This window comes from Paenibacillus sp. G2S3 (assembly GCF_030123105.1).
In the GTDB taxonomy this organism is placed as follows: domain Bacteria; phylum Bacillota; class Bacilli; order Paenibacillales; family Paenibacillaceae; genus Paenibacillus_AQ.
This window is the reverse complement of record NZ_CP126095.1, coordinates 3177779-3203888: the sequence shown is the minus strand read 5'-3', so window position 1 is coordinate 3203888 and position 26110 is coordinate 3177779. Positions and strand designations below refer to the sequence as shown.

Here is a 26110-nt window from a genome sequence, read left to right as displayed (position 1 = left end):
CGTAACACGAAATATCTCAGGTTCTCAAAACCTACGGTAGATGACGATTTTACGCTGGCGATTACTCATCTTCTTTTATATGATAATATTTAGAGATAGACTGTAGCAATGAAATGAGGTTCTAAGGAGAGACAATGATGAACAAACTTGTATTTTTTCTAGGGCCAGCTGGGGCAGGAAAAACGACATTAGCTAAAGCGATCGCTTCCCGGCGTAAAGTACCCTTCTTTGATATGGATATTCTCTTACGACCAGCGGCAGACGCCATCATGACCTTTCACGGATTGGACCCGGCTGACAGAGACTCCGCAGATTACAAAAGATTATGCCGTGATTTGGGCTACCGGATTACGATGGACGCAGCACTAGACAATATTGGCCTGAATGTAGATGCATTTGTAGTTGGACCATTTACCAAAGAAGCTGCCAACCCTGACTGGATCAGCAGTGAGTTATCTCGAATCGGACGTTCCCTGCAAGATGTTGAGGTCAAAGTTGTTTTAGTCGAACTAGCCAATGAGGAATTGTACCGAAAACGGATTCTAGATAGACAATCACCATTAGATGAATGGAAGTTCCAGCATTGGGATGAATTCCGTAAAGCATTTGGAAACCGTAGTGTTACGTGGCCTCTTCCAAGTTCCAATGTTAAGGTGATCGACAATTCTAATCCTGACATTACGAAGACAGTGGCTACGGTAGAGCATTTTATCTACGGATAGAAAATAGATGGCTTTTCAAAGATCAGTCGTTTACAAAAACAAGACCGGCAAAGAGAGAAATCTCTTGCCGGTCTATTAAAATATAATATCAAAAAAGTTTGGAGATTCAATTATTTTTCACTCACTTTCCAAAGCTTTCGCAAGAAGTGAAGCGTAACACTTGGAACCCTCTGGTTTAAGATGCACACCATCTTGGTAGAAATAATCGTCTTTTCCTTCACTTGCAGAGTACCAGTCTACTACGGTCGTATTACTATATTCACTGGAAACTTTTGAAATATTGTGATTCACATTATTCTCCCATTTTCTTGGGACCCGTGTATTGACCAAATAAATCTGCTCAGCATCACTTAATGAATCCAGTAAATTACGTAATTGCTTTGAACTAAAGGATCCGTTAGTCCCAAGCTCGATTATAACCTTTTTACCCAGCCGGCCTTGAGTTTTAAGCTGATCCACTACGTCCTGAGCTTTCGCCATCTGCCGACCGATCTTTCCCTCGATGACAATGCCAGGTAATTCCTCTGAAAGGTATGGTGCTGCATCCAAAATGACAGAATCTCCAATGGCCGTAACATCCGTTCCAGCTTGACTCTTCTCAGCCACAGGTTTCTTTTCTTCAGGAACAGATTTTTTCACTTCTGATTCAGGCTTTGTCATTTCTGTATTTGTAGTTCCCACCTTAGTATCAGCTTTTTTCACTTCAGGTTCAGTTGTAGCTGTTGCCAAGGCTGGTAATGATGATTTATCTGTTACACTTTTGTCTATCGCTTTGTGATCTGCGGGATCATTCTTTCTTCCCATATCTTGTTGTTCTTGCTGCTGCAGTCGTTGTTCTTGCTGTTGCAGTTGTTGTTGTTCATACTGCATATCTGCCGATTCGATCGCAGACGTATCCGATCCAGCGTTTAACAAATAACCTTTGCATGCGATTGGGATAAGGATCACAGCAATAATAGCCATTAAGAAGCCTGGACGAAGACCACCCCTTCGTTTTACACTGATGTTCTTCCAAGTTTCTTTAAATGAACCTCGACGAATGGGCTCCTCCACATACTTATATGATAATGCAGCTAGAAGAAAACTTACTGCTACCTGAATGATGATCCGAAGCATGCTGCTTTCTTCAGTACTCACATTCGGACTGCTAAGAATAATGACTGGAAAATGCCATATGTACAAGCTATATGATCGCAGCCCGATCCAACGCAAAGGTTTACAGCCTACGAACGATCCCAGACGGCTAGCAGGATGAGCGAGTACGGCAATAACTACAGCTGCAATCAAAGAAATCACTAAAAACCCACCACGGTAAAGCAAATCATCGAACTCATTAACCTGATTAAAAAGTACCAACAATAGAATGAGTCCTAATCCCCCTACAATATCAAGCACACGCCGAGCCGGTTCTGAGACCTTATCATTAAGTTTCTGACTTGGCCAAGCAACTGCAAGTGCTGCTCCAATGAGAAGCGCAAATAAGCGGGTATCCGTTCCATAATACACTCTACTTGGGTCAGTCCCCGGTACGTAGATCAATGCCATGGCTAAAGCCGAGACTGCTGCGCAAGCCATAATCCATGCAATAAGCTTACCTCGCCGACGAGCGATTTTCATCACGATGATGAGAACTATTGGCCATAGAATATAAAACTGTCCTTCAATAGAAAGCGACCATAAATGTCCGATAGGAGATGCTGGGCCAAAGCTTTCAAAGTAGGAAACATTATGAAATATTAGCCACCAGTTATTGAAATATAATAAGGAAGACATAAAGTCACCCTTGAGCCCAAACAATCTTGATGGTTCTATAATTAAAAGCCATATGGCAACCACAAAAAGCATGACAACCATCGCAGGCAACAGCCTCCGCGCCCTACGAACCCAAAAGTCTACAAGGTTCAGTCTTCGGTGCCGCTCCCACTGGCCAATGATTTGGTCAGTAATGAGATATCCGGAGATTACAAAAAATATTCCAACGCCGAGAAGTCCACCCTCAGCCCAATTCAGATTCAAATGATATGCGATCACTGCAAGTACTGATAAAGCCCTTAGACCATCAATTCCTGGCACATAACGCCTGCCGCCTACAGATTGTATAGAAGACTGGCTCCTCATATTATTTCTGAAAAGCTTCGTGTTGTCTTTCATAATGTTTCAGTCCTTACCGTCGATTTATCGTTCATAAGTAAGACGCTGTAAACGTATGAAAAGTTCTGTAATCAAGTGAAAATGTTATAAAATAAAAAAAGTATGAATCTTTGTTGATCGTAACATTTGTCCATTGTGCTCCCTACATTAACTCAGATATTTCATTTGCTACGACGCAGGGGGACCTCTAATAAGTTTGCTGATTTTCTAATTTAAAAATAATTTCTTCAACTTCGGTGCCCCGTAATTCTACATAAAAAGGTTGCATAGCATCATTTAGACAATACTCTAGCCTTAATCTGAGGTTTTTCCATTTAACCATATCCAATGCTTGTTTTATCGGGAAAAACCCCACTTCCAAGCTTTCAGCACTAGTAGCAGGCTCACCACCGATAGCTTTACCCAAAAATAACGTAGTGCAAATAGATCGATCCACATTTTGAAAAACGCCGCAGAACTTGTTAATCTCTATATCAAAGCCAGATTCTTCTTTGGCCTCCCTGACCGCCGCCTCTTTAAGAGACTCCCCTTCTTCGACCTGACCGCCTGGCATCTCCCATCCTCTGCGAGGGCCTTTTATTAATAAAACCTCTCCCCGATCATTAAAAACAACGGTAGCGGCGGAAAGAATATGTTTTGGGGGTGTCATATCGGTTACCTTCGTCATTAAAGCTCTAAACAAGCTTTGTCATTTAGAGCATCGTGAATATTGCGGGCAAGCCACACTCTATTTTCCTCACGCTGTGACTCCGAAAAATCTTGAAATAACAAAAGCACTAATTCCAGTCGGCGTTTCTCGATAAAGAGTGGGAGCTCTTCTAGCCACTTATTGTCGAGTGCATACTCTCGATTATACCCCTTCATAAATGACCTCAGCATGGTTGCCGCAAGACTAGAAGTTCTACTCTGCTCTACCTCCGGTTTTCGCCGATCTCCAAAGATGGTTGAGTAATAAACGGCAATTGCAATATCATGCACCATATAGTCGTATCCGCAATCATCAAAATCAAACACAGTGATCTGCCCCTCATTAACGAAAAAATTACCCGAATGCAAATCACGGTGACATAGTCCATAGCCTTCTCGATTCCGCGGCAACTGGTTAATCCGATCATTTATTTGAAGCAACTTTTCAAAAAGCTGTTGTTCAACAGTGCCAAAGTTAGCAAAGTCAAACTCTAGCTTACCCTGATGTGGTCTTGCCAGAACAGTCTCCGGACGCTCGTATTTCAGAGTTAAAGCATGCATTCTTCCTGTTACCTCACCCCATTGCTCAAAAAGCTCCGTTCCCCAAAAAGGATCGGAAGCATTAACATGACCACCTGGTGCTTTCTTCATCACACAGATCATGAATTTTTCCTCATCTTTGACTAGCGTTTGTACCAAACTGCCATCCTGAAAGGGAATGGGGGGAGCCAGTTGCACTCCATGCTTTGCAAGATGGTCCATAAAGTCAAGTTCAGAGATAACCATCTCCAGATCCTGATGAGACTGATGAGTTACACGTAAAATAAATTCATGATCATCTTTTGGAAAGCTATAGACAACATTTTCAAAACCACCAATATACTTTATCGTTGTCCAATCGACTTGAATCTGTTGTGCAGCTTGCTTAAGCATCTCTTCATCGAATTTCACCTGCCAGTTAGGCATTTCAATCACGCTCCTACCTTCTAAGAAAATATCAATAAAAATGGTATATTTTGTATATCGGTGCTTTATAAAGATATCTTAACACTTCTCTACCAATAAAAGAAGCAATCAAAAAAGGTAGGAGCAGCCTAGAACTTTAACAAAGTCCATGACTGCCCCTACCTTAATCATTTTTCATTACTTTTGAGCTAATATTTCTATTGGCTACTTTATTGCTGAAAGCTCATCTTCCGTTACCCATTTATGATTTTTCACTTTATCTCCACCCGTAGTAGGTGTTTAATCAATCATATATACCGTAGTTTGTTCCGCTGCGTTAATTTGAGCCGTTGCACCTTTCATATCTTTCATATGGTCAGCTTCCATCACGACTTCCGAGCCGGATTCATAGGGCTTATCGGCTGCTTTTTTGATTTCTTCATGAATAATCCACTTATGATTTGTAACTGGAAATCCACCTGTTGTAGGTCTATAAGAAACGATATACGCTGTGGTATCAAAAGCTCCAACGATCGTTGCTGTAGCCCCCTTCATACCTTCCATATGATCTGCTTGGATAAGGGCTTTACTTCCTATTTTAAAAGTAGGATTCTCTGCCACCTTCAAATTTTCGGGTACATTGCTTGAACTAGAGTGTGAGGTATTTTCCATTATCTTATTACCATAGCTATTATCATTACCACATGCGGTTAGAGTGAGTGCGGCTGCGATTATGAATAGATATAATTGCTTTTTCATATATAAAACCTCCGGAGTTTATATGCCTATGACTATTAATTTACCCAATTCATAAGATCACAAACCGAATGAAATCTTTTCGAAAATGTAAAATGATAATCTGATTACCAATAAATGAGTGTTGTCTCAGTTATTGAAGGTTATTTATAATGTTTTCTGAAAGGAGGCTACTACAATGAAGACTAAAATATTCACTTTGTTGCTTCTTTTGGGTCTGGTAAGTATGGCTACTATGATCGGCTCTGCTAGTGCTGCTCCTGTATTAACCGTAGGGAGTTCTTCTGGAGATGTGTGGGATCTTCAGTATCGATTAAAAACTCTGGATTACTATACTCAGCCTTTAGATGGTGTATATGGATCACAAACGAAAGCAGCCGTTGCTAAATTTCAAAAGACCTATGGATTAAGTGCCGATGGAGTTACTGGTACAAAAACTTGGAATGCTTTAAAAAAATACACGCTTAATATTGAGGAAATGGATATTTTGGCGAAAGTAATCTACAGTGAATCGCGCGGTGAGCCTTATAAAGGTCAAGTCGCAGTTGGTGCTGTTGTTATGAATCGCATACAATCTAGTCAATTTCCAAACAACATAAAAGACGTTGTATTTCAAAAAGGCGCATTTACAGCCGTATCTGACGGCCAGTATTGGCTTACTCCAAACCGGACTGCCTATTTAGCTGCTCTTGATGCTGTCCGAGGTTGGGACCCAACAAACAATTCAATCTATTATTTCAATCCAGATACAGCTACTAGTGCATGGATTTGGACTCGTCCTCAGAATTTAAAAATTGGTAAGCATATATTTGCGAGTTAACGCTTCAAATAAATGTAATAGCGGGTCAACCATTAAGGTTGACCCGCTATTTTTTGCAATAAAAAATATTTCTTCTAAATGAAAACAAAAAGACCCCTCATCCGAAAAGGGACGAGGAGCCGCGGTACCACCCTAAATTAAAACTATTCTGTACAACAAACAGAAATGTTCTCACTTAAATATTTAACGGTTAAAACCGGTACACCTCTACTTGCCAACAATGGTTTCAAGGGACTGCTCCGGAGTGAACTTCGATCAACCCTTTTCTCTAGAAACGCTCTCAATCTCCGGCGTTTCCTCCCTGTAAAGAGGTATTGAACTACTTTTCTCCATCAAAGCATTTGTTTTGATTAGCTTTATCCATTACAAAAATTAAAAATCATCTTTAATTCATCATCAAAAGACTTCTTACATTCTTCTTGAAAGCTATTACCAGTATATTCTTTTAGTGTCTTTCTCCAAAAATGCTGGGCTCTCCTATTTGTAGCTGTGGGATTGGTTTGTAGCTCCCATTTTCCAATATGAAGATTAAACACCTCATTAGCCGCAAATTCAGCGATTCCCGTACCTCGGAAGGGCCGCAAAATAAAGAATTCATTTAAATAAAATTCACAACCTGCTGGTGTATAGGGCGGTGTCGCAACTAATGCAAAGCCAGCGGGAATTCCATCCTCTTTTATTAAATAAGGATATAAAATCCCCGGCTTCTCCCACCATATGTCGAAGACTTTATTCTGTTCATTCAGTGTCTGCGTTTCATTATCCTCGTATATCCCGTATGGATTAGGAAGGTTCCCCCATATCTCTGATAAATCATGTAAGTATAGTGGATAGAGATTGTTAATCATAAACTTCGTTTTGCTGTCAGTTAATGTTACGGTGATGTTCATTTCGTCGGCTCCCTTCTATCGAATGCTTGAATATATTTTTGGAGATCACTCAAATATCGTTCTGAATAGTTATCTTTTGTATACTCCTTAAGTACTTTTCGCCAGAAAGCTATGGCAGGTTTATTATTTTCCATTTGAGCTAATTTCCATTTAGCTTCTTTAAATAGATCAAGTGTTTTTATTGCGGCAGCAGTACCTATTCCATTTCTTCTGTATTTCTGCAAAATCATAAAGTCATAGATCAAATGAGTTGGATCTGGGTCTGTATCTAAGTTTTCAAAAAGAACAACCACAAATCCAGCTAAGTTTCCTGAAACCTCAATCAAATATGGATTCCATCGATGATCGCCTTCCCAAAAATAATCAATATTCACCTCGAATTCCCCATGCCGGCTCACGTCTTGATCTGTAAATAAACTGAAATCATAATTATAAAATTGATATAGATTAGACAATATCTCTTTATTTTCAAATGTTACTGGAACCAGATTAATTTCCATCGTACCTCCACGTTTTTTCTCTAATTTCACTTCTATTACTCAGTATAATTACGACTTCACTCTAGTTATATGCCATATTTAATTTGAATTGAATTTTATATAAAGGCTTATTCATATAAAATAAAAAGAGTTCCCCTGAGTTTTACACTCAAATGAACTCCAATATAATTACCTGATGATTAAGTTAGATCTACAATAACCTTGATCGTTTCTTTTGCTGCAATGGCTTTATCGAAGGCGGCTTGAATATCCTCTAATTTATAAGTCTGTGTCACCATTGTAGAGATATTCGTTTTCTTGTCGTTTATATGTTCAATTACCTTTACAATATCTTCATGTGTGTATCCACTAGCTCCAACTATGTTAACTTCTTTACTCATCACTTGAGCAAGGCTTAAAGGTACTTCATTTTTATAAACGGCAATGATTGCAATTCGTGCTTGTGGCTTTACAATCTGCATCACTTGTTCAAATAATATCGGAGCGCCCGCTGCGTCCACAAAAGCATCTACATTGGGTACACTCACACCGTATACGTTAACTTCCCCGAAGTGTTTAATTAAACCCTCAGCCAATGATTCAGTCGAAGTATTAACTGTTAATGCACCTAACTCTTTTGCTTTATCCAAACGCCAGTGATCAATATCCACTACGCAAACATCTTTAATGCCTTCGCCAATTAATCCTGCAGCTGCTGATAAACCAATAGGACCAGCACCAAGAACTACGATTTTGTCACCATGTTTGGGTTGTACGCTAAAAGCGCCATGGAAACCCACACTCATGGGTTCCATTAATACCGCTTCTGTTGCCGAAACTGAATCATTAAACTCATATAGATTATAATTTAATGCTGCGTCTTCAATTAAGACATATTGCGAAAAAGCTCCTACTTCCAAAGAATAACGACGACCTGCACGTTTGGCAGTAATTGGATTCACACCTACACGCATGCCAACTTTCAAATTTGTTTCAGCATCAGATCCTAACAGGGCAATTTCACCAAACATTTCATGTCCAAATTCTGAGCCGAAACGGATACCCATTTCTGAGCCTCCTTTGACTATATTAATATCTGTACCACAGATTCCACCCGCTAAAATGCGAACCAAAGCATCCTTTGGCCCTACTTGAGGTATTGGACGCTCTTCTATTCCTACACTATTTTGACCGTGATAAATACCGACCTTCATCATTTTTCAACACACTCCTTGTTACTATCTATTGCTTTCATGGTAGTAGTTATTAAGGTGCTAAGCAATCTACAATAATACTGAAAGCGTTAATAAAGCAACAGTTGATAAATATGTGTTAATTAAAATTTGAATAGTGAAGTGTTTCACTATTTCTTTTTATTATTTGCAGGTATAAATGGATTTAACTGTATGATTCGTTCTGCTAAATATTTAGGTGTATAAGGCATATCATTCCCTAGCCACATGGAAATTGTACCAACGATCGCTGATGTTCCATACCAAGCTGCAATATCAGCTGGAGTATCAACAGTTAAGAAATCTTCTGTTTTTTGAATCGATTGTTGTTCTGTTGTTGTTAAAATCAATTCATATAACAGATCCATCAATTTCGGTGTGAAATAAGGGATGTTTTTGGTTACAAGCAATACCTTATACATATGAGAGTTTTCCGCAATATGCTCTAACAATAAAATCAGCGAAGTAAGTTCATCCCCAGGTTTATAGGATTCTTCAAATTTATCTGAGAGTATTTTCTTTAAATCTGCTAATAATTCATCCAAAATAGTATCAATCAAATCATTAATATCTTTGTAATGTAAATAAAATGTAGCTCGATTGATTTCAGCCTTTTGCGTAATAGCGTTGATCGAGATCTTATTCAATTCTTTCTCCGCTAACAAATCTATAAAGGCATTCCGAATCGCTTTTCTTGTCTTTCTTATCCGTAAATCTAAGTATGTTTTGTCTGCCATGTATCTTCCACCTCGTAGTTAATGAACATACTGTCAATTATAATACAAAAAGCCACGTCAGATCTTCCTGATATGCTCCCTTCATAGTAGACAGTAGAAAAAACAAAAACTTCTACTGCTACAATGAAGGGAGTTTTTCTAATGTCTAAAAGAAGTCCAGCATCTTTAGAAGTAAAATTACATGTCGTACGGCTGTGCCTTGAGCACAAGTCGAATCCAAACTATGAGGCAAAACAGCGAGGTCTTAGTTCGCACACGATTAGAGAATGGATTAGGAAATATAAAGCAGATGGTTTGGACGGGTTAAAGGAATCGAGAACATGGAAAACATACTCTAAGGAATTCAAACTAGCTGCTGTTAACGAAGTGTTGTCTGGTCGTTTCTCCGTTGAAGAGGCGACAAACAAGCATCATATTTCAAGTAGAAGTGTTTTGATTAAATGGATTACCAAGTATACTAATGAGATAGAATTAAAACCTACACATAAAGGAAAAGGACTATCTCATATGAACAAAGGGCGTAAAACAACTTTCGAAGAACGTATTGAAATTGCACAATATACCATCGCTAATGAATTGGATTATCAGAAAGCGATTGAAAAGTACGGTGTATCTTATCAGCAAGTTTACGCATGGGTTCGGAAATATCAAGCTGGCCGTGAGGAAGCTCTTCAGGACAATCGAGGTCGTAAAAAGCCTGTAGAAGAACTAGAGGACCATGAACGTCTTAAGCTACGGATTAAAGAGCTAGAAGCGCGAAATGAATACCTAGAGATGGAGAATGACTTCGCAAAAAAGTTGGCGGAGATCAAGCGACGAAATACACGCTAACCCTTGTTAGACAAGTAAACTTGTATCAAGCGATTCAAGAACTGAACAAAGAAAAAGGTCACGCAATTACGAAGTTGTGTGCGTTAGCTGGGGTTGCTCGATCTGCCTATTACAAGTGGTTAAAATGGAAACCCTCTTGCATAGAACTTGAAACTCGTGCGTTAGCGAAAGAAGTAAAGCTACGATATGACAAGCGAAAAGGGATTCTTGGCTACCGTCAAATGCGCACGCAATTAAACCGAAAGCTCAAAAAGCCGTATAACAAAAAGCGTTATTACCGAATTATGTGTGCTCTTGGGCTTAAAGCAGTCATTCGTAGAAAACGAGCGAGTTATGTGAAAGCTACGGAGATCCATGTAGCTGAAAATGTAATGAACCGTAACTTTGATGCCAATTCTCCTAATTCAAAATGGTGTACAGATGTGACAGAACTGAAATACGGGAATGGGCGCAAAGCCTATTTGAGCGCTATTATTGATGTATATGATAATTCCATTGTCTCATGGGTATTAAGCCCCTCCAACAACAATAAACTCGTGATGGATACGTTGAAGAGGGCTTACGCGAAGAACCCTGGCGTAAGTCCTCTTCTACAAAGCGACAGAGGCTTCCAGTATACTTCTCATGAGTACAACCGACTTCATGTGAAATACGGATTTAAGAAAAGCATGTCTCGTGTAAGCCGATGTTTGGACAACCAACCTATTGAGCGTTTTTGGGGTACATACAAGTCAGAAAGCTATTATCTTACAAAGTATGATACCTATGAAGATGTCCTCACAGAGGTTAGCCAATATATTTACTACTATAATAATTACCGCTACGTAGAATGTTTGGATGGCTTGTCACCTAACGAATACCGACGTGCTGCATAACGAAGATACCTCAGCTCTGGTAATACGAGTTGAGGTATCTAAACTAACTCTTTTTTTGTTTTTTAGACTGTCTACTTGACAGGGTGCACTTCATCCTCCAACGTGGCTTTTGACTTATGGCTATTTTTTTGTGTAAACAATCTTCTTAATACTATCCCTTGATAGGCAGTATTCATCCGAAAGCTGGTCAACCGTTGCTCCAACGGCAAACCTTAGACAAATCTCAATATTTCTAGATCTTAAGTATTTTCTGCTCCCTGACTTCTCGCCCCATTTTACATGTGCTTCTTCAGGCTTAGGGATATACACCATACCACCGTTAATATATTTCTGAATTTCCTCTATTAATTCTTTTGGAAAAATCGTATCTGCATTTACATATTTCATAGTCGCTCTGCTCCTTAAACTTTTTTTGAGTTTGAAGGTAGCAAAGTCTATTCTAAAAACAACCCTGCACAGTGCACTGGCGGTAAATCAATTTTTATTCGCTCTATACAAACAACCGCCGTTGTTTATAGTCTAGACTTTGCATAGAGCTTATCGCTAATTTTCTCACTATTGTCCGCCCTCCTTTGTTTAATGTGTAATTACTTGTTCCAAAATGCGATCCGCTGTCTTCTCTCCATTTGCAATACAATCGGGAATACCCACACCATAATAAGAACATCCAGCAAGGATTACATTCGGATAATGATCTGCAATCTTCTTCTCTAAGGATACTACAATCTCGTGATGGCGTTTGTGGTAATTTGGCATAACATCATGCCATTTGGTCACATCGTGGGTAACTGGATGTCCAGTAATTCCAAGACTGGTCTGTATATCATTCAACGCCACCTTTAATAATTCCTCTTCTGAAAGCTTAATCAAGGACTCATAATGCGGTCCTGAGCTTTTATAAAAGAGTCTGACAAGCAGACGTTGTTGACCAGACGTGTGCTCCCACTTGCGACTTGTCCACGTACAAGCATTACAAAGAACATCGTCACTGTTCGCTGTTATGAACCCTGTACCATTCGCTGGCAGCTGACTGTCAGGGATATCAAATCCTAGATACACACTAATCATAGAGCTGTTAAACAACTGAATGAAATCTTCATTCAGCGCTTCGTCTTGTAGTAATGCTTGTGCAGTAGAATGCATCGTTCCTAGTACGACAAAGTCGCTGTCCAAGATTCGTCCATCTGCCAGTGTTACACGGTATCGTTCTCCATCCTTTGCAATGCGCTCGGCCCTAATCCCTTTGATGATCTCTACATCGGACAGCTGTTCTTCCATGGCATCAATCAGAGCAGATACGCCACCCTTAAAAGACATAAACTTCTTATCGCCGTTTCCCTGGAATTTAGCCTTATTCGCGGACAATCCCTGAATAATACTTCCATATTCATTTTTATAATCAATCAAATAAGGAAGGGTCGAGGCAATGGTAAGTTCACTCAATTTCCCGGAATATACACCTGATAGGACTGGTGATATTTGCTTCTCGACAAGTTCTTTTCCAAAGAAAGCTTCCAGAAAATCACCTACAGAATCGTTTTTCGTAAAACGATCATTCGGAGTATAGAAATCTTTAAGTGCTTCAACTTTACCTTCAGCAGAGATCAAATCTGTAGTAGCAAGCGATTCAATACTGAGAGGGATGCCAAAGACTGCATCTTTAGGAATTTGCTTCAGCTTACCTTCTGTGTAGATGTATGATATTCCTGTCGCGTTATATACAACCTCATCCTGAATGCCTAATTCTTCAATCAATGGTGCTACATTTGTCTTGCGAGTGACAATTGAATCAGCACCAGACTCCATGATGAAGTCATCATGCTGAAGTGTTCTAATTTTGCCGCCCAGTCTATCGCTGGCTTCAACCAAAATGATTTTTACATCCAACTTATTATGCTGTATAGATTTCTGTAGATAGTAAGCGGTAGACAATCCAGTAATTCCCCCGCCAATCACGACGACCGTTCTCAAGCGTTGACACCTGCCTCTAAATTTATAATCTGTTAAATTCAATTGAATACATTATATCATAGGGATTTATATGTAATACCATACCGTTCGTGTCATATATGACACAAAATATCCCCACAAAGTGGGGATTTGCTTCGATGCGTACTCAGGTACTTCGCGGAGGGCCCGAAAAATATAAACCTTCAGAAAAGTCAAAAAAGCCGCGATTATCGCGGCTAATCTTTATATATTCTCCTGTTTTAAAGCATCAATAATATTTTCCTTCTTCACTTTTGAACTGGAGTACAGCATAGCTGAGCTAACGATGATAAATACAGCGACTATGACATACAAGATACTCATCCACGGAAGTGCAAATCCATAGGAGAAACTACTCATCATAGATCTATAGATCAAGTACATCACGACTATACTGATCGGTAGCCCGTAAAGTAATGATTTTATCCCATAGAAGATACTTTCATAATTAATCATTTTATTAAAACCATTTGGCGTCATCCCTACAGACTTCAGCATCGCGAACTCTCTTTTACGAAGTGATATGCTTGTTGAAATCGTATTGAAAATATTCGCAATCGATATTAATGTAATCAAAGCAATAAAACCATAGGTAAAAATAGACATTAACATGATCATCTGCTCACTATTTTGTCTATTTTGAAACACATTTTGAACATAGACATTCCGCTCTTTCATTTCCTCAATGGCTTGTTGTGTCGCTAATGGATCAGAGCTGTTCAGGTTTAGTCGGCTTTGAATATCGTTACGCATCGTATCATTTGTTAATTGATCGAAGACTTGTTCAGAGACAATGATGTTTAATCCACCAACTAGTGCTGAATGAACACCCATAGGGCGTTTATCAGTTAATGCGACGATTTCTACTGGTGGTAATTTCGTCTCTTTCTCTGTGTTCCAATCCGTATAAATTAAATCAAGCTTCTGACCGATTTCCGAATGAAGAGCTTTGGTCTCAATAATCTTTTTGGCGTTCTCATCCTCAAAGGTGACGATATCATTCACAATAGCAGACATCTGATTAAGATCCGTTAATTGTTCATAACTTACACCAACCGATTCTGCGTAGGCTCTCAAACTGTGTTCATTTAGGGCATGGATTTGAATGTAGTAAGGATATTTCCCATTCTTTAAAATACTGCTATCCTGCTCCACGATCTCTTGCAATTCTTTTGCCATATCTTTTTCATCAATCCATGAACTCAAGCTTAGTTCCCTGACCACATTATATTCCGTTATATTAGGTAAGGCAGATATCGATTTCGTCAGTCGAGCTACTTTTTGAGCGTCCTCAGTCCCCATATAAACTTGGATATCGTAGTTCAAACCATCCTGTGAGAGTTCTACCGACTTTCTCATATTAGTAGTGAACGAAGATACGGATAAAAAAAGAACAATACTAATGACAAGTGAGAACACGGTTGCTTGGTACCTGCGTTTATTTCTCTTTAAATTCTTCAAACCAATTTCTGCTTCAATTCCAAACAAATTGCGAACGAACTTGGAAGTTTTCACCGCTTTACCAGAGAGCTTAATATCGGTTGTTTGTCTGATTGCATCAATCGCCGAAATCTTTGAAGCTTTTCTGGCAGGAAGATAGGTGGATATAAAAATCGTCAGTATCGAAACTACACAAGCGGTGAATAGGGAAAGAGGTGTAACAACCAATGTTAATTTTTCAGTTATCCCTAGTACATCTTGAATCATCGTATTGATGAACATAAAAGTGATCCCGATTCCTGCAATTCCGCAAAGGATCCCAATAGGTATACTGATTAAACCGATGATCATTCCTTCAAAAAACACCGAATTCTGCTTCTGCCTCTTTGTAGCACCTACGCTGGAGAGCATTCCTAAATGGCGTGCACGTTCCGAGACAGAAATCGCGAATGCATTATAGATTAATGAAACAGAGCCAATGATAATTACAGTCATAACGATGACTGACAATGAAAGAAGTGTATTACGTAAGCCGTCGCTATTCGTCACACCATAATAGCGCAGCAGACTATTGTTATAAGAAATCGATTCTATATTGTTTTCTTTTGCCAATTCCTCTGCATGCTTGTATATGGAGCTGTCCACCTTATTTAATACAACCGTCGCTGTAGCTTTTTCGGCTGCTCCAATCAAGCTTTCATCCACATAACTTAGGGCAGTATAACCTGGAGACCATGTTGGTTCCCAAGTGGGACGCTTTATCACTCCCACAATCGTGTAGTTCATTGGTTTTTTATGAATGATCTCTTCATTCAGGGTATCCTCTTCAGTCCGTAATCGTTCGTTCTGAGATAAGGGCTGCCCACTATTTTTATCATCCCTAGTGACTCGCTCTCCGACATCGAGAGTTATAGTTTCACCAATCTTGTATGTTACTTTAGCATTTTTTGCAATTTCCTCAGAAATGACTACTTCATAGTTAGTCTTCGGGAGTCTTCCTTCCAGAAGTTCAATCGGAAATTGTTTAAAACCAGCTGCATTATATTCCTTGATATACCAATAGGGCTTGTTCTCATTCTGTCCCCCCTCTAAAGGGGCATAGCCACGATCATTTGAGATGACAAGTGTTTTCGTTGCATCATCCGCCTCTATCGCTTTAAGCTGAGCTTTTGTAACATTTCTATATTGGACATGCCATTCTCCATTAGTCGAGATACTCTGCTTCTTCATTAATTCCATAAATGAAAAACCAAGCGTTGCCACAGCCGTCACCATAGCCACAGAAATGATGACTCCAATGATAGTAACCAAGGTTCTTCGCTTATTCTGCTTCAAATGTCTAAGCGTTAATTTATTTACGATATTCACGGACGAATCACCTCATCTTTGGCGATCCTTCCATCTTCAATGGTAATCACTCTATCCGCTTGTAATGCAATCCGTTCATCATGAGTAATGACAATCAGTGTTTGATTATAGGTTTTATTAAACATTTTTAGTAAGTCAATAATTTCACCACTGTTCTTACTATCCAGATTACCGGTTGGCTCATCCGCCAGCATGATTGCAGGATTACTAATTAACGCTCTGCCAATAGAGACCCGCTGTTGTTGCCCACCTGAGAGCTGATTCGGGAGATGATTTAAGCGATTTTCCAAATTTAACGCCTTTACAGTATCCGCAAATTGTTTCTTATCTACCTTGTGCTGATCAAGGAGTAAAGGAAGTGTGATGTTCTCTTCGACCGTTAAGACCGGTATAAGATTATAGAATTGATAAATCAGCCCAATTTGTCTGCGTCTAAAGATCGCCAGCTGTGTTTCATTCAATTCATAAATATCCGTGTTATCTACGAATACTTTGCCGCTTGTCGGTCTATCCACTCCGCCTAATAAGTGCAGAATGGTCGATTTCCCGGAGCCAGATGGCCCGATAATCGCTACGAATTCCCCTTTTTTAATCGAAAAAGATACATCATCCAGTGCCTTTACCGCTGTTTCGCCTTTTCCATATGTTTTAGACAGATGTTCAATCTTTAAAATGTCCATTGTTAGACCTCCATTTGTTGATGAGATCAGTATATCTGTCTACAATGACTATCCAGTGACTCTAAAGTGACATTCTAGTCACTAAGCCATATGTGCTAAATGACTTGCTTATAAAATTTGATCTGAAATTGTGAACCCTTTCCCACTTCACTCTTCACATCGATCGTTCCGTTTTGTCCTGTGATAATGCTTTGTGCCAAGGCAAGTCCAATCCCTACACTATCTTCGCTTGCATTCTTACCTTTATAGAATCGTTTGAAGATATAGGGGAGCTCTGCCTTTGGGATTCCTTTTCCGTTATCTGTAATGAAAATTTCCGTAAACAGTGCATTTTCTGCAAAAGAAATCGAAATTTCTCCCCCAGCAGGTGTGTGCTCTACACAGTTTTTCAGAATATTAATGATCGCCTCAGTTGTCCAATTGAGATCGCCCGTAAATGTGGTGCTATCATCTCCATCAATCAAGACCCGTTGTTCTTTAATATCCATTGGAATTAACATGGGCTCCAAAGATTTTTGAACTAGCTTGTTCACCAGAACAAGATCTTTTTTAAAATGAATGGTTCCTGCATCGATCTTGGAGAATTTTAATAAAGAGGAGACCAGCCAGCCAATTCGTTCGAGTTGGATCGTAATTTTCCTGGTAAACTCCATTCTCTTCTCAGTTTGCAGCTCAGGATCACTTAATAAATCTGCCATCACAGTCATGGAAGTAAGCGGGGTTTTGAGCTGATGAGAGATATCCGAAATCGCATTGGTAAGCTTCATTTTATCTTCTTGTAATTGCGCACTCTGCTCGGATAACATCAGCGTCACTTTATAAATGTCATTCTTCAGGATACTAAGCTCACCTTCCTGATTATCACGAACATCGAGCGAATAATTCCCACTACTGATTTGACGTAGATACCCTGAAAGCTTTACAATTTCACCATATCTCCAGCGGGTAAACAATACACTGCAAGCTATAAGCAAAGCTGAAGTCCCAGCTATGAGCCCTACCGCCTCTAACGATATAAATGTCGCCACCGCTGTAGCCACAAGACTGATCACGCACATCGTAAACAATAACCATCTAAATTCTCTATTACGAAGCATCCTAATCACCAACCTTGTAACCCAACCCTCGAACTGTTTTGATCAGGGTGGGTTCTTGGGGGTTATCTTCTAACTTTTCCCTAAGTCTTTTTATGTAAACCGATAATGTATTGTCGTTCACGAATTCACCTGCCACATCCCAAATCCGTTCTAACAATTGATTTCTTGAGAGAACCTGACCAACATGGTTAGCAAAGATCAGTAATAATCGATATTCTAATGCGGTCAATAGCACTTCATCGCCGTTCTTATAAACCTTTCCTTCAAGTGTGTTAATCCGTATATTCTCTAATTCGATATTGGATTGGGTCTGAGCCTGCTTGTTATATCTCCTTAAGACGGATTTAATCCGCGATAGCAGCTCCCGAATCCGAAAAGGCTTGGTTATGTAATCATCTGCCCCCATATCGAGTCCCATCACCACGTTGACCTCATCATCAATCGCCGTTAAAAAAATTACCGGTATATCACTTTGCGCTTTCACGATCTTGCACAATTCATAACCGCTGCCATCCGGCAGTGAGAGATCAAAGATGCATAAAGTGAGCTCTGATAACTGCTCAGATAACACCGCTTTGGCTGAGGTGGCGTCATAACATAGAAGGGTTTCAAAATGATCCTGCTGTAATGAATATTCAAGTCCTGATGCTATCGTTCTATCGTCCTCGACAAGAAAAATTTTCATGGATGATCATCCTAACCTTATAATATATTCAATCGTTCCATTCGTTCCGATGATCATTCTCTCATAATTATAGAGTTATACCAAATTACAATTCATATTAAAGTATTTACAACTTCATGGTAAATATAATAAAAACGTCTACTCCATGGAATAGACGTCTCTAAAAGGATTAAATTGCAAAAGCACCACACTTATATTGATGTATCTGTTGAAACCCTAGTCGTAGTGCCGATTTTTTCGAAGCTTCATTATCTAGTGAACAATCCCAGTAAGGAATAAAGCCATTGGCGAGTACATCTTCAACAACTAGCGTTGCTAAATGTGTCCCCACTCCTTGTTTCTGATATTTAGGAAGGGTTTCAATTCCGATCGCGTGTGTATCCTGTGTAACAAAACTAGAATAACATACCCCCATAATTTCAGATCCCTCAACAGCAGCATATCCGTAGCCTTTTTCGGCAAAGTCTTCTTTCGATGACCAGAATAAATCAATATTTTCATGTACAAATTCTATATTCTTTAGATCTGAGTTCTCCCAATCCAGCATTTTAAGATTTATAGTTCTAATCCCATTAGTCAGCGTCGTAGGCGGCTTGTGAAGTAACTTGAACACCATCTGTTCAAACGGATATAGCTTCCTAGAAGGAAACATCAATTCCAGATTCCATTCATCATGTTGACCAGAAACTTCGAAATGTTCCATCCCGAGTTCCTTCATTCTAGGTACAATATGATCTGTTACATAACTGTCCAGTGCATGGATAAAAGCTTGATTGGTGTGATCGCCGATAAGATAAAACCCTTCAATCCCCTGACTCCATACTAACGCACTCTTTGGTGCTGTAAGTTGATCGACAAAGATCCAACCAGGATTATTGACTTCAATCACAGAGAGAATTTCGGGATGGATATGCTCTCCTTGAAGTAGTGGCTTCACTTTATAATAATCCTCATGAGATATTTCATGCATACAAACACTCCCCTTATTTTCCTTGCAGATGCTGTATAACTGTTTTCCTAGCCTTAATTATTAAAAATGAAGGTCTCCTTCTTTCATTTATTAAATTGGGCATCTTCTCAAGACCTTCAGGTGTAGATTCAGGTTCAACAATTTGTTCAACAGCCAGCCCATTTTGGATCAAAGTATTAATTAATGTAGAGAGTTTTCTATGGTATTTAATAACGCCATCGATTCCCCAAAACTGTGATCTGAGACCTTCTTCACCATAATTATCAATAGGCCAATGGAGGATATTATGATCGAGATCTTTAACCCACCCACTTTGGCTCTTATTCGATAAAACAACCGGATGCTCTATTGAAAATACCAGGTGCCCATTGGGTTTAATCCATTCTGAAATCCTACTAATGAGTGTTTTATAATCCTCGATATAATGAAAAGCTAACGAACTTACTACCAAATCAAATTCATTTCGATTAAATTCGATTTCTTCCATAGAGCCCTGTATATAACGGATCTCAGGTCGTTTCCTTGCCATAGCTAACATCTTCTCTGATATATCTACTCCTGTTACCTGTGATGCATGGTTATCAATCATATAGTTCGCCTGTTCTCCAAAACCGCAGCCAAGGTCGAGAACATTTAAATCCTGTAGATCTGGAAGTAACCCTCTTATTGCAGGTTGTTCAATAAAGTCATTGTATGTAATTCTTGACTCCCTTAAGTTCTTATACATTTGAAAAAACTCAGGGTTGTCATAAATGTTCTGTTGCATCATACACCTCCACGATATTATTGATGAAGTTTACGAAGCCGGTTGTAATATAGCCAAGTGCGAGTAACATATGAGCCAAACATTAGAATTAATATGGCGTACAAGATCAAATTTATAATCTCCAATCGATCCAGATCTGCGTAATCCGATAATCTTACATTTAAACCAATAATATACATATATAAAATAGTGAGAGGTAAGAACATAGCAGAATACGTTAAAGCTATACGTCTAGCTAATTTCAACTGATTTAACTTATCGCTATAAATTTGAGGTTTTACTTCGCCTGGCACATATTCTTGGCCCCATAAGACCCATTTCTGACTCCATGAACTCGAATGATACAGACATACCCAGCCAGAATCCGTGTGAATGTTGAAGTAATTGGTATCTGCAGTATTTTGTAAATCCGCACAATAACACATCTTACGAGGCTTCCCTTTTTTAAAATAAAAGGCAGTTCCTGTTTTGCCAACGCTGTACAGATTATATCCCTTTTCTTCCATTCCCTCTAGCCACGCTTCAAGCCGATCAGGAGCATACATCCATCCAAGCTTCCACTTCATAACAAGTTGACCTGAGCTTTTCAAGCGTTTCTTTTCATTCTTACTTAGCCTGTCTTTCAGAGGGGATGTCCCCTGACCATTTTGCTTGTTTGGTTGTATGAATTCTCCTGTTAATCGTTGGTTCGTCTTGTTTAATGTGATTAGCGAGTATACGGTGAAAATACATAAGATAATGCTAAGCCCTAATGCAGTAGCGGGAATAAAACCATACGGCCCATTGAAGACATTAAAATGACCAACCTTGGAAACACTCATTGCTATCGTACTTATTAAAATTACATTGAGTAATGCAACCATTAAATAAATCAATATTCCCATAAAAATATACATGATCTTCTTGTTATGCTTTACGATCCCCTCTCGATCAGGGAAAGTTCTAATCTGTTCTAAAGGCAGCTTATTCATCGTCACGTACCATTTGCCGCTCTGTAACACCTTCGTCCATCCGAAATTTAATAGACCCTTAGAGAGGGATTGATTGGGAACTTTATCGAATACGATCCGATAGTTAGCTACGTTCGATTCACCTTGCTGAAAGTAAAAATATCTAGTTAAACGGTTGATTCGGATAAGTTCGTAGCCTTTTTGGGCCATAGAAGCTAACCATTCTTCGGTTTTCTGAACATCATAACTCCAAAAGGGTCTAGATATTTTGATGATCATCTACATCACCTCCATATTTTATAGCATTCTCATGCAGCTCTTTAAGCCTATTAATCTCCGTAGCAAGAATTAGCATCCCTATGTCTGTTCTTTCGTAAACCGTTTTTCTCTCTTCATCAGCAAAAACAGTAATCATCCCATCTTTTTGCATCTTTGTTAACGTGCCATAAACTGTACCTGAACCTAACAAAAGACGCGCTTTCGTGATTTTCTCCACATGCTTCACTATTCCATAACCATGACGTGGTTCATCTAAGGATAAAAGAATATAGAATGCTGTTTCAGTCATGGGTACGTATTTCTTCAATACTTTCTCAGGGTTCAACATGCCCAGCTCCCTTTATTTATACGTCGCATTTAAATATGTCTTAACGTGACTATATCACGTCGTGACATAGTCAGCAATATTATTGATCGAAAAAATAAAAAAAGTGTGTAGAATCGCTTCATCAGCCATTCTACACACTCTACATTCAACTGCTCCAACCTGCCTAGCGAATATCCTTTACTCGAATATTACTTCCTAACAGACTCGAATCACTACTTAATTTGAAAGACGGGTAATTCTCATCTGCTTCAAGTTGCATCTGTTCATCAAATAAAGACTCCTGTTGCCGGTCAACAAAAAAAGTAAAGGGCTCTTTCTGAACTTCAATATCTGTAGCATGAGGTTCACTAATGACCTGAATTACGATCACGCCATTACAACCACAGCCCTCTGTATCGAAGAATAATTTAAAATATCCTGGTCGTTCACCAAGGCATTTCTCTAACTTTTCAATAGTTTGGGAGTTCAATTGTATGAACATAGGATGATCTACTCCTTATTTATAATTGAGCTATTACTTTCCCAAAGTATAATTTGCTTTGCTTCCATCCTCGTGTGACTGTCATCACTTCTATTTTGACAGACATGAGTCTTAGAATAAATTAAGCCGCCTTCTGCGTCTCCCGTTCGCCACCTAGCTTAAACACGAGAATGCCACCAACAATAACAATCACTCCGACCAACTGCTTCCAAGTAAAAGGAACCTTCTCCAAACCTAACCAGCCTAGTGAATCCCAGAGCAGTGCAAACCCAAGCTGAGAGATTAATACGATCGAAATCGCATACGTAGGGCCGAGCCGCTTAGTACCTTGCACAAGGCATATTACTACCCCAACCCCGATCAAACCACTGATCCAATACCAAGGCTCCATATTTCTCAAAGTAAATATACGGTTTCCTTCAACGATAAGACTCATGATAAATGAAGCTAAGAATCCCATCCCTAACACTAAAGTTGTCGTCGCCCAAGATCCGACCTTTTCGTTAACTTTTGTATTAAATATATTTTGCAGACTCACGAGTGATCCCGCGATAAGCGCTAATATCAAACCAATAATCATAATTTAATTCCTCCATTTATCAACTATACGCAAGGTTGTTAGAATTTCAGTATCACTACGCCAACAATCATCAGTCCGATGCCAATGAACTGCGGCAGTCTCATCTTTCGCTTTTCCATTCCAAACCAGCCTTTAATATCAATTAAGAACGTCAGACATAGCTGAGCAATCAATAACGAGGATATTGTAAAAGTAACACCAATTTGCTGAATGGCCGTTACTTCACTGAAAATAATAACAGCCGCAAAAGCGCCACCGATCAAATATAAGGGTTTTACTTGCTTAAAGCCTCCCCTTTTCCCATCTCTAACGAACAAAAGAATTAGGAAGGACATGATGAACCCTGTTAACTGTGTAATTGTCGCTGCCTGCCAAGTCCCAATATCTTGACTTATTCGAGCATTTGACACACCCTGTAGCGTAATACAAGCCCCCGCTAAAAATGCAAATATAATTCCTCTCATTTCTCTCTCTCCTCAACTTCGATCTCTTACATATTAAATAGCAATTCAAGGGTTTAAAAAAGGACATCTGTCCTTAATGAGAAGAAACGTTGCTATTGTCCAATGAACGAGCGTTACTCGTAGAAATAAAAAGACCGTCTCAAGCCAACTTGCTGGCTTAAAACGGACTTCAACTACTGTATATGGTTGATTTATGAGAGCAAATTCTTCTCACGCAATTGATCAAGAATAATTTGGGTAACAACAGACATACGATTCCGATCCTTATAACTTAGCCAAGACAATTCCTCGATTTCGGACGCTGGCGTTAATGTCCCTTCATAATCCGCAATATAACAGGTCATTTTGACTGTAACATCTTCCGCTTTACCATGAGCTTCTGCTTCAAACGTTCCGAAATAAGAGATGGTATCTGCCTTAATCTGAACAGAGATCTCTTCCTCTATCTCGCGAACGAGCGTCTCTTCGTCTGTTTCTCCGGCTTCTCTTTTCCCACCAGGTAAATAATACATATCTTTCCCTTTGGAACGCGCACATAGAACTTGTCCATTCTCGATATGAATCCAAGCGATTTTATCAATGATTGTAGTCATATTGTTCTCCCCATGCCTTATTTTTCAACAATTATATCATACAACTGAACGCACACATTTATGCAGCGTCAGCTTTAGCTTTTTGAACGCGAAGCTTAGATTTGGGTAGGTGATGAAGCAAATAGTATACAGCAACTGAGATAAGTGTCACGAACCCTGCGACTTCGTACATCATGCGGTAATCTGTATAAGAAGCAACTACACCCATAATATAAGAACCCGCTCCATACCCCAAATCAAATAATAAGAAAAAGGTTCCATTTGCGCTTCCTCTACGTTCTTTATCCGCTAATTTAAGAGCAAGTGTCTGAAAGCACGGCATAAGTGCACCATACCCAACCCCCATAATGATGCCTGAGAACATCAGCATGAATCCAGATCTAGCTTGACTTAAGCTGAGCAATCCTACAGCAAAAATCAAAATTCCGGGATAAATGAGAATATGCTCATTATATTTATCGAATACTTTACCGATCAGAGGACGAAACAGCACAATCATAATCGCAAAGGCGACAAAAAAATAACCAGTAAGCTGTGATTGATTAATTTCTTTTGTAAAAGAAGCGATGAAACCAGATAAAGAACTATAGGAGAACGCAAGCGTAAATCCGACAAGCGAGATGGGCAGTGCTTTGGGTTCAATGACGTCACTCCAGCGAAGACCTTTTCGTTTCTTCACAGGTTCCTTAACAACTTCTTTAACCGTATCCTTCTCTTCTTTGGGCATACGAACGCCTAACGTGAATAACAGCGAAAGCCCAGCAATCACACATACACCTAACAGCAATACATTAATGTTCTCATCTTTCCAAAGAAAAAGACCTAAAGCTGGTCCAATGACCATCGCAATGCTCATAAACATACTGAAATAACCGATGCCTTCTCCTTGGCGTGAGAAAGGGATTAACGTGGAAGCAATTGTACTTGTCGCTGTTGAGGCGACCGCATAACTCATACCGTGAATGAAACGAATCACCAGGAACAATACAATCCCATTAGATCCGAAATAACCTATACAGGCAAGTAAGAATAATACCAGCCCAATAACCGCCATTTTCTTTTTACCGAATTTATCGACCCATTGTCCTGAAAAAGGACGGATCAATACACCTCCGAGGACATAGATCGTAATCGCTAACCCCATTTGCTGCTGATTCCCGTGCAAGCTTTCCTTCACGTATAACGGGAATGCCGTCGCCAAAATGTAAAAGGTTAGAAACATAAAAAAACTACTCAAACAAACAACAATAAAATTCCGGGTCCATATTTTCTCTCTAATCACAGCAAACTCTCTCCATCCTACCTATATCTTTTTATATGTTACAATAGTATAGGACTGAAAATTAATTAAGTAAAATACATATTATATGATGGATATATCACATTAGAGTTATGAATAAAGAGAGGTCAATGTTATGGAATTCCTTCAGCTTCAATATTTCCAAGCGGTTGCCCGTCATGAACATATGACTAAAGCCGCAAAAGAATTAAATGTATCTCAGCCATCTCTTAGTAATTCCATACAACGTTTAGAGAAAAGCTTAGGTGTTCCCTTATTCGAACGACAAGGCAGAAATATTAAACTAAACGAATTTGGTAAAACCTATCTGCAGCGTGTCCAGCAAGCTTTTATGGAACTGAAGGAAGGCCAGCGCGAGCTTACCGATATGGCTGGACTTGAACATGGAGTCATATCAATGGCAGTTACTCTACCGTATGTATTGCCCACTTTACTAAAAGAGTTTCTTACCCTTTACCCACACGTTCGGATCATTCAGCGTCAGCTTGGCTCAGCATTAGAAATGAGAAACGATCTGGAGAGTGCAGTGATTGATTTTTGCATATCTTCGACACCTGTTACCGGACCAGACATCGAATGGCTGACCTTAGCAGAAGAAGAATTATGTTTAAGTGTGCCGAAGAATCATCGTTTTGCAAATCGCGAAAGCATTTCTTTAATTGAAGCTGCAGGTGAGAATTTCATTTCTTTGTCTTCTAGATCTAATTTCCGTGAAATTACAGATGCATTTTGCCGTCAAGCTGGATTTGAACCGCTAATTGCTTTCGAGCTCGAAGAAGTAAGTGCCGTTCAAACCTTAGTCGAGATGGGGTTAGGTATCACCTTTACTCTCCCTTTAGCCTTAAGCAGAAGAAGCAAAAACACTGAAATCGTTCAATTGAAAATAACGGATCCGTTTTGTCAGCGCACTTTTGGCATCGCCTGGAGCAGAAAACACTTTTTATCGCAAGCGGCTTTACACTTTCAGAAATTTGTTGTGGATTTTTTCAGTAAACCTCATGAGTATAGTTAAGGT

The 26110-nt window shown here is 39.3% G+C and carries 27 protein-coding genes, 1 pseudogene and 1 other annotated feature; of the genes and pseudogenes, 5 read left to right on the top strand and 23 right to left on the bottom strand.

Annotation, left to right across the window (positions count from 1 at the left end; all coding sequences use genetic code 11):
* The first annotated feature begins 137 nt into the window (after positions 1-137).
* Positions 138-722: a P-loop nucleotide/nucleoside kinase family protein gene (locus QNH28_RS14140; protein WP_283912150.1), complete on the top strand. Its 585-nt coding sequence runs from the start codon at positions 138-140 to the stop codon at positions 720-722.
* A gap of 117 nt (positions 723-839) precedes the next feature.
* Here QNH28_RS14140 and QNH28_RS14135 read toward each other — a convergent pair whose 3' ends face one another.
* The 4 genes and pseudogenes from QNH28_RS14135 to QNH28_RS14120 form a co-directional block, all read right to left on the bottom strand.
* The gene (locus QNH28_RS14135; RefSeq protein WP_283911904.1) at positions 840-2840 is read right to left on the bottom strand and encodes an acyltransferase family protein; all 2001 of its coding nucleotides are present in this window, start codon (positions 2838-2840) and stop codon (positions 840-842) included.
* 220 nt (positions 2841-3060) lie between these two features.
* Entirely contained in the window at positions 3061-3522 is a 462-nt protein-coding gene (locus QNH28_RS14130; RefSeq protein ID WP_283911903.1) for an NUDIX hydrolase, read from the bottom strand.
* Between the two features lie 17 nt (positions 3523-3539).
* The gene (locus QNH28_RS14125) at positions 3540-4526 is read right to left on the bottom strand and encodes a phosphotransferase enzyme family protein (protein WP_283911902.1); all 987 of its coding nucleotides are present in this window, start codon (positions 4524-4526) and stop codon (positions 3540-3542) included.
* Positions 4527-4730: 204 nt separating this feature from the next.
* Positions 4731-5264: pseudogene (locus tag QNH28_RS14120) on the bottom strand (YdhK family protein).
* A gap of 175 nt (positions 5265-5439) precedes the next feature.
* Between QNH28_RS14120 and sleB the strand changes: the two are divergent.
* The gene (gene sleB, locus QNH28_RS14115; RefSeq protein ID WP_481858370.1) at positions 5440-6081 is read left to right on the top strand and encodes a spore cortex-lytic enzyme; all 642 of its coding nucleotides are present in this window, start codon (positions 5440-5442) and stop codon (positions 6079-6081) included.
* A 104-nt stretch (positions 6082-6185) separates the two neighbouring features.
* Positions 6186-6426: a binding site (T-box leader), on the bottom strand.
* A gap of 11 nt (positions 6427-6437) precedes the next feature.
* On the opposite strand, the gene QNH28_RS14110 is transcribed toward sleB, so the two are convergent.
* The 4 genes from QNH28_RS14110 to QNH28_RS14095 all read right to left on the bottom strand — a co-directional run bounded on the left by QNH28_RS14110 (position 6438) and on the right by QNH28_RS14095 (position 9419).
* Positions 6438-6971, bottom strand: coding sequence for a GNAT family N-acetyltransferase (locus QNH28_RS14110; RefSeq protein ID WP_283911901.1), 534 nt, complete (start codon positions 6969-6971; stop codon positions 6438-6440).
* Positions 6968-7471 carry a GNAT family N-acetyltransferase gene (locus QNH28_RS14105; RefSeq protein WP_283911900.1) on the bottom strand — a complete coding sequence of 168 codons (504 nt, stop codon included), beginning with the start codon at positions 7469-7471 and terminating at the stop codon, positions 6968-6970. Before QNH28_RS14105 ends, QNH28_RS14110 begins: the two co-directional genes overlap by 4 nt.
* Positions 7472-7650: 179 nt before the next feature.
* Complete coding sequence (locus QNH28_RS14100; RefSeq protein WP_283911899.1) at positions 7651-8667, bottom strand: zinc-dependent alcohol dehydrogenase; 1017 nt, start codon at positions 8665-8667, stop codon at positions 7651-7653.
* 146 nt (positions 8668-8813) lie between these two features.
* Positions 8814-9419 carry a TetR/AcrR family transcriptional regulator gene (locus QNH28_RS14095; protein WP_283911898.1) on the bottom strand — a complete coding sequence of 202 codons (606 nt, stop codon included), beginning with the start codon at positions 9417-9419 and terminating at the stop codon, positions 8814-8816.
* A 141-nt stretch (positions 9420-9560) separates the two neighbouring features.
* Between QNH28_RS14095 and QNH28_RS14090 the strand changes: the two genes are divergently transcribed.
* Entirely contained in the window at positions 9561-10250 is a 690-nt protein-coding gene (locus tag QNH28_RS14090; protein ID WP_283910372.1) for a helix-turn-helix domain-containing protein, read from the top strand.
* 20 nt (positions 10251-10270) lie between these two features.
* Positions 10271-11125: an IS3 family transposase gene (locus QNH28_RS14085; RefSeq protein ID WP_283910371.1), complete on the top strand. Its 855-nt coding sequence runs from the start codon at positions 10271-10273 to the stop codon at positions 11123-11125.
* A gap of 120 nt (positions 11126-11245) precedes the next feature.
* On the opposite strand, the gene QNH28_RS14080 is transcribed toward QNH28_RS14085, so the two are convergent.
* The 15 genes from QNH28_RS14080 to QNH28_RS14010 all read right to left on the bottom strand — a co-directional run bounded on the left by QNH28_RS14080 (position 11246) and on the right by QNH28_RS14010 (position 25032).
* Complete coding sequence (locus tag QNH28_RS14080; RefSeq protein ID WP_283911897.1) at positions 11246-11512, bottom strand: CD3324 family protein; 267 nt, start codon at positions 11510-11512, stop codon at positions 11246-11248.
* A 189-nt stretch (positions 11513-11701) separates the two neighbouring features.
* Positions 11702-13096: a protoporphyrinogen oxidase gene (locus tag QNH28_RS14075; RefSeq protein WP_283911896.1), complete on the bottom strand. Its 1395-nt coding sequence runs from the start codon at positions 13094-13096 to the stop codon at positions 11702-11704.
* Positions 13097-13318: 222 nt separating this feature from the next.
* Complete coding sequence (locus QNH28_RS14070; RefSeq protein ID WP_283911895.1) at positions 13319-15922, bottom strand: ABC transporter permease; 2604 nt, start codon at positions 15920-15922, stop codon at positions 13319-13321.
* Positions 15919-16602, bottom strand: a complete 684-nt coding sequence (locus QNH28_RS14065) for an ABC transporter ATP-binding protein (RefSeq protein ID WP_042127549.1) — start codon at positions 16600-16602, stop codon at positions 15919-15921. Before QNH28_RS14065 ends, QNH28_RS14070 begins: the two co-directional genes overlap by 4 nt.
* 95 nt (positions 16603-16697) lie before the next feature.
* The gene (locus QNH28_RS14060; protein WP_283911894.1) at positions 16698-17699 is read right to left on the bottom strand and encodes a sensor histidine kinase; all 1002 of its coding nucleotides are present in this window, start codon (positions 17697-17699) and stop codon (positions 16698-16700) included.
* Position 17700: 1 nt separating this feature from the next.
* The gene (locus QNH28_RS14055; protein WP_042188008.1) at positions 17701-18384 is read right to left on the bottom strand and encodes a response regulator transcription factor; all 684 of its coding nucleotides are present in this window, start codon (positions 18382-18384) and stop codon (positions 17701-17703) included.
* 169 nt (positions 18385-18553) lie between these two features.
* Entirely contained in the window at positions 18554-19354 is an 801-nt protein-coding gene (locus QNH28_RS14050) for a GNAT family N-acetyltransferase (RefSeq protein ID WP_283911893.1), read from the bottom strand.
* A gap of 13 nt (positions 19355-19367) precedes the next feature.
* Positions 19368-20120, bottom strand: coding sequence for a class I SAM-dependent methyltransferase (locus tag QNH28_RS14045; protein WP_283912148.1), 753 nt, complete (start codon positions 20118-20120; stop codon positions 19368-19370).
* 17 nt (positions 20121-20137) lie between these two features.
* Complete coding sequence (locus QNH28_RS14040) at positions 20138-21349, bottom strand: DUF2812 domain-containing protein (protein ID WP_283911892.1); 1212 nt, start codon at positions 21347-21349, stop codon at positions 20138-20140.
* A complete protein-coding gene (locus tag QNH28_RS14035; protein WP_397361437.1) occupies positions 21330-21677 on the bottom strand; it encodes a PadR family transcriptional regulator in 348 nt (115 codons plus the stop codon). The genes QNH28_RS14040 and QNH28_RS14035 overlap by 20 nt, the downstream gene beginning before the upstream one ends.
* 163 nt (positions 21678-21840) lie before the next feature.
* The gene (locus tag QNH28_RS14030; RefSeq protein WP_283911891.1) at positions 21841-22158 is read right to left on the bottom strand and encodes an iron-sulfur cluster biosynthesis family protein; all 318 of its coding nucleotides are present in this window, start codon (positions 22156-22158) and stop codon (positions 21841-21843) included.
* Positions 22159-22279: 121 nt separating this feature from the next.
* Positions 22280-22738 (bottom strand): DMT family transporter, encoded by a 459-nt coding sequence (locus QNH28_RS14025; protein ID WP_076298986.1) that lies wholly within the window; start codon positions 22736-22738, stop codon positions 22280-22282.
* A gap of 38 nt (positions 22739-22776) precedes the next feature.
* A complete protein-coding gene (locus tag QNH28_RS14020) occupies positions 22777-23202 on the bottom strand; it encodes a DMT family transporter (protein WP_076285787.1) in 426 nt (141 codons plus the stop codon).
* Positions 23203-23393: 191 nt separating this feature from the next.
* Entirely contained in the window at positions 23394-23795 is a 402-nt protein-coding gene (locus QNH28_RS14015) for an NUDIX hydrolase (protein WP_283911890.1), read from the bottom strand.
* Between the two features lie 58 nt (positions 23796-23853).
* Positions 23854-25032 carry an MFS transporter gene (locus tag QNH28_RS14010; RefSeq protein WP_283911889.1) on the bottom strand — a complete coding sequence of 393 codons (1179 nt, stop codon included), beginning with the start codon at positions 25030-25032 and terminating at the stop codon, positions 23854-23856.
* Between the two features lie 178 nt (positions 25033-25210).
* Between QNH28_RS14010 and QNH28_RS14005 the strand changes: the two genes are divergently transcribed.
* The gene (locus QNH28_RS14005) at positions 25211-26107 is read left to right on the top strand and encodes a LysR family transcriptional regulator (RefSeq protein WP_283911888.1); all 897 of its coding nucleotides are present in this window, start codon (positions 25211-25213) and stop codon (positions 26105-26107) included.
* The last annotated feature ends 3 nt before the right edge of the window (positions 26108-26110 follow it).

Bases quoted from the DNA above. Each gene is read 5' to 3' on its own strand.
- QNH28_RS14140 (WP_283912150.1), top strand. From the start codon at position 138: ATGAACAAACTTGTATTTTTTCTAGGGCCAGCTGGGGCAGGAAAAACG.
- QNH28_RS14135 (WP_283911904.1), bottom strand. From the start codon at position 2,840: ATGAGGAGCCAGTCTTCTATACAATCTGTAGGCGGCAGGCGTTATGTG.
- QNH28_RS14130 (WP_283911903.1), bottom strand. From the start codon at position 3,522: ATGACACCCCCAAAACATATTCTTTCCGCCGCTACCGTTGTTTTTAAT.
- QNH28_RS14125 (WP_283911902.1), bottom strand. From the start codon at position 4,526: ATGCCTAACTGGCAGGTGAAATTCGATGAAGAGATGCTTAAGCAAGCT.
- sleB (WP_481858370.1), top strand. From the start codon at position 5,440: ATGAAGACTAAAATATTCACTTTGTTGCTTCTTTTGGGTCTGGTAAGT.
- QNH28_RS14110 (WP_283911901.1), bottom strand. From the start codon at position 6,971: ATGAACATCACCGTAACATTAACTGACAGCAAAACGAAGTTTATGATT.
- QNH28_RS14105 (WP_283911900.1), bottom strand. From the start codon at position 7,471: ATGGAAATTAATCTGGTTCCAGTAACATTTGAAAATAAAGAGATATTG.
- QNH28_RS14100 (WP_283911899.1), bottom strand. From the start codon at position 8,667: ATGATGAAGGTCGGTATTTATCACGGTCAAAATAGTGTAGGAATAGAA.
- QNH28_RS14095 (WP_283911898.1), bottom strand. From the start codon at position 9,419: ATGGCAGACAAAACATACTTAGATTTACGGATAAGAAAGACAAGAAAA.
- QNH28_RS14090 (WP_283910372.1), top strand. From the start codon at position 9,561: ATGTCTAAAAGAAGTCCAGCATCTTTAGAAGTAAAATTACATGTCGTA.
- QNH28_RS14080 (WP_283911897.1), bottom strand. From the start codon at position 11,512: ATGAAATATGTAAATGCAGATACGATTTTTCCAAAAGAATTAATAGAG.
- QNH28_RS14065 (WP_042127549.1), bottom strand. From the start codon at position 16,602: ATGGACATTTTAAAGATTGAACATCTGTCTAAAACATATGGAAAAGGC.
- QNH28_RS14060 (WP_283911894.1), bottom strand. From the start codon at position 17,699: ATGCTTCGTAATAGAGAATTTAGATGGTTATTGTTTACGATGTGCGTG.
- QNH28_RS14055 (WP_042188008.1), bottom strand. From the start codon at position 18,384: ATGAAAATTTTTCTTGTCGAGGACGATAGAACGATAGCATCAGGACTT.
- QNH28_RS14050 (WP_283911893.1), bottom strand. From the start codon at position 19,354: ATGCATGAAATATCTCATGAGGATTATTATAAAGTGAAGCCACTACTT.
- QNH28_RS14045 (WP_283912148.1), bottom strand. From the start codon at position 20,120: ATGCAACAGAACATTTATGACAACCCTGAGTTTTTTCAAATGTATAAG.
- QNH28_RS14040 (WP_283911892.1), bottom strand. From the start codon at position 21,349: ATGATCATCAAAATATCTAGACCCTTTTGGAGTTATGATGTTCAGAAA.
- QNH28_RS14035 (WP_397361437.1), bottom strand. From the start codon at position 21,677: ATGTTGAACCCTGAGAAAGTATTGAAGAAATACGTACCCATGACTGAA.
- QNH28_RS14030 (WP_283911891.1), bottom strand. From the start codon at position 22,158: ATGTTCATACAATTGAACTCCCAAACTATTGAAAAGTTAGAGAAATGC.
- QNH28_RS14025 (WP_076298986.1), bottom strand. From the start codon at position 22,738: ATGATTATTGGTTTGATATTAGCGCTTATCGCGGGATCACTCGTGAGT.
- QNH28_RS14020 (WP_076285787.1), bottom strand. From the start codon at position 23,202: ATGAGAGGAATTATATTTGCATTTTTAGCGGGGGCTTGTATTACGCTA.
- QNH28_RS14015 (WP_283911890.1), bottom strand. From the start codon at position 23,795: ATGACTACAATCATTGATAAAATCGCTTGGATTCATATCGAGAATGGA.
- QNH28_RS14005 (WP_283911888.1), top strand. From the start codon at position 25,211: ATGGAATTCCTTCAGCTTCAATATTTCCAAGCGGTTGCCCGTCATGAA.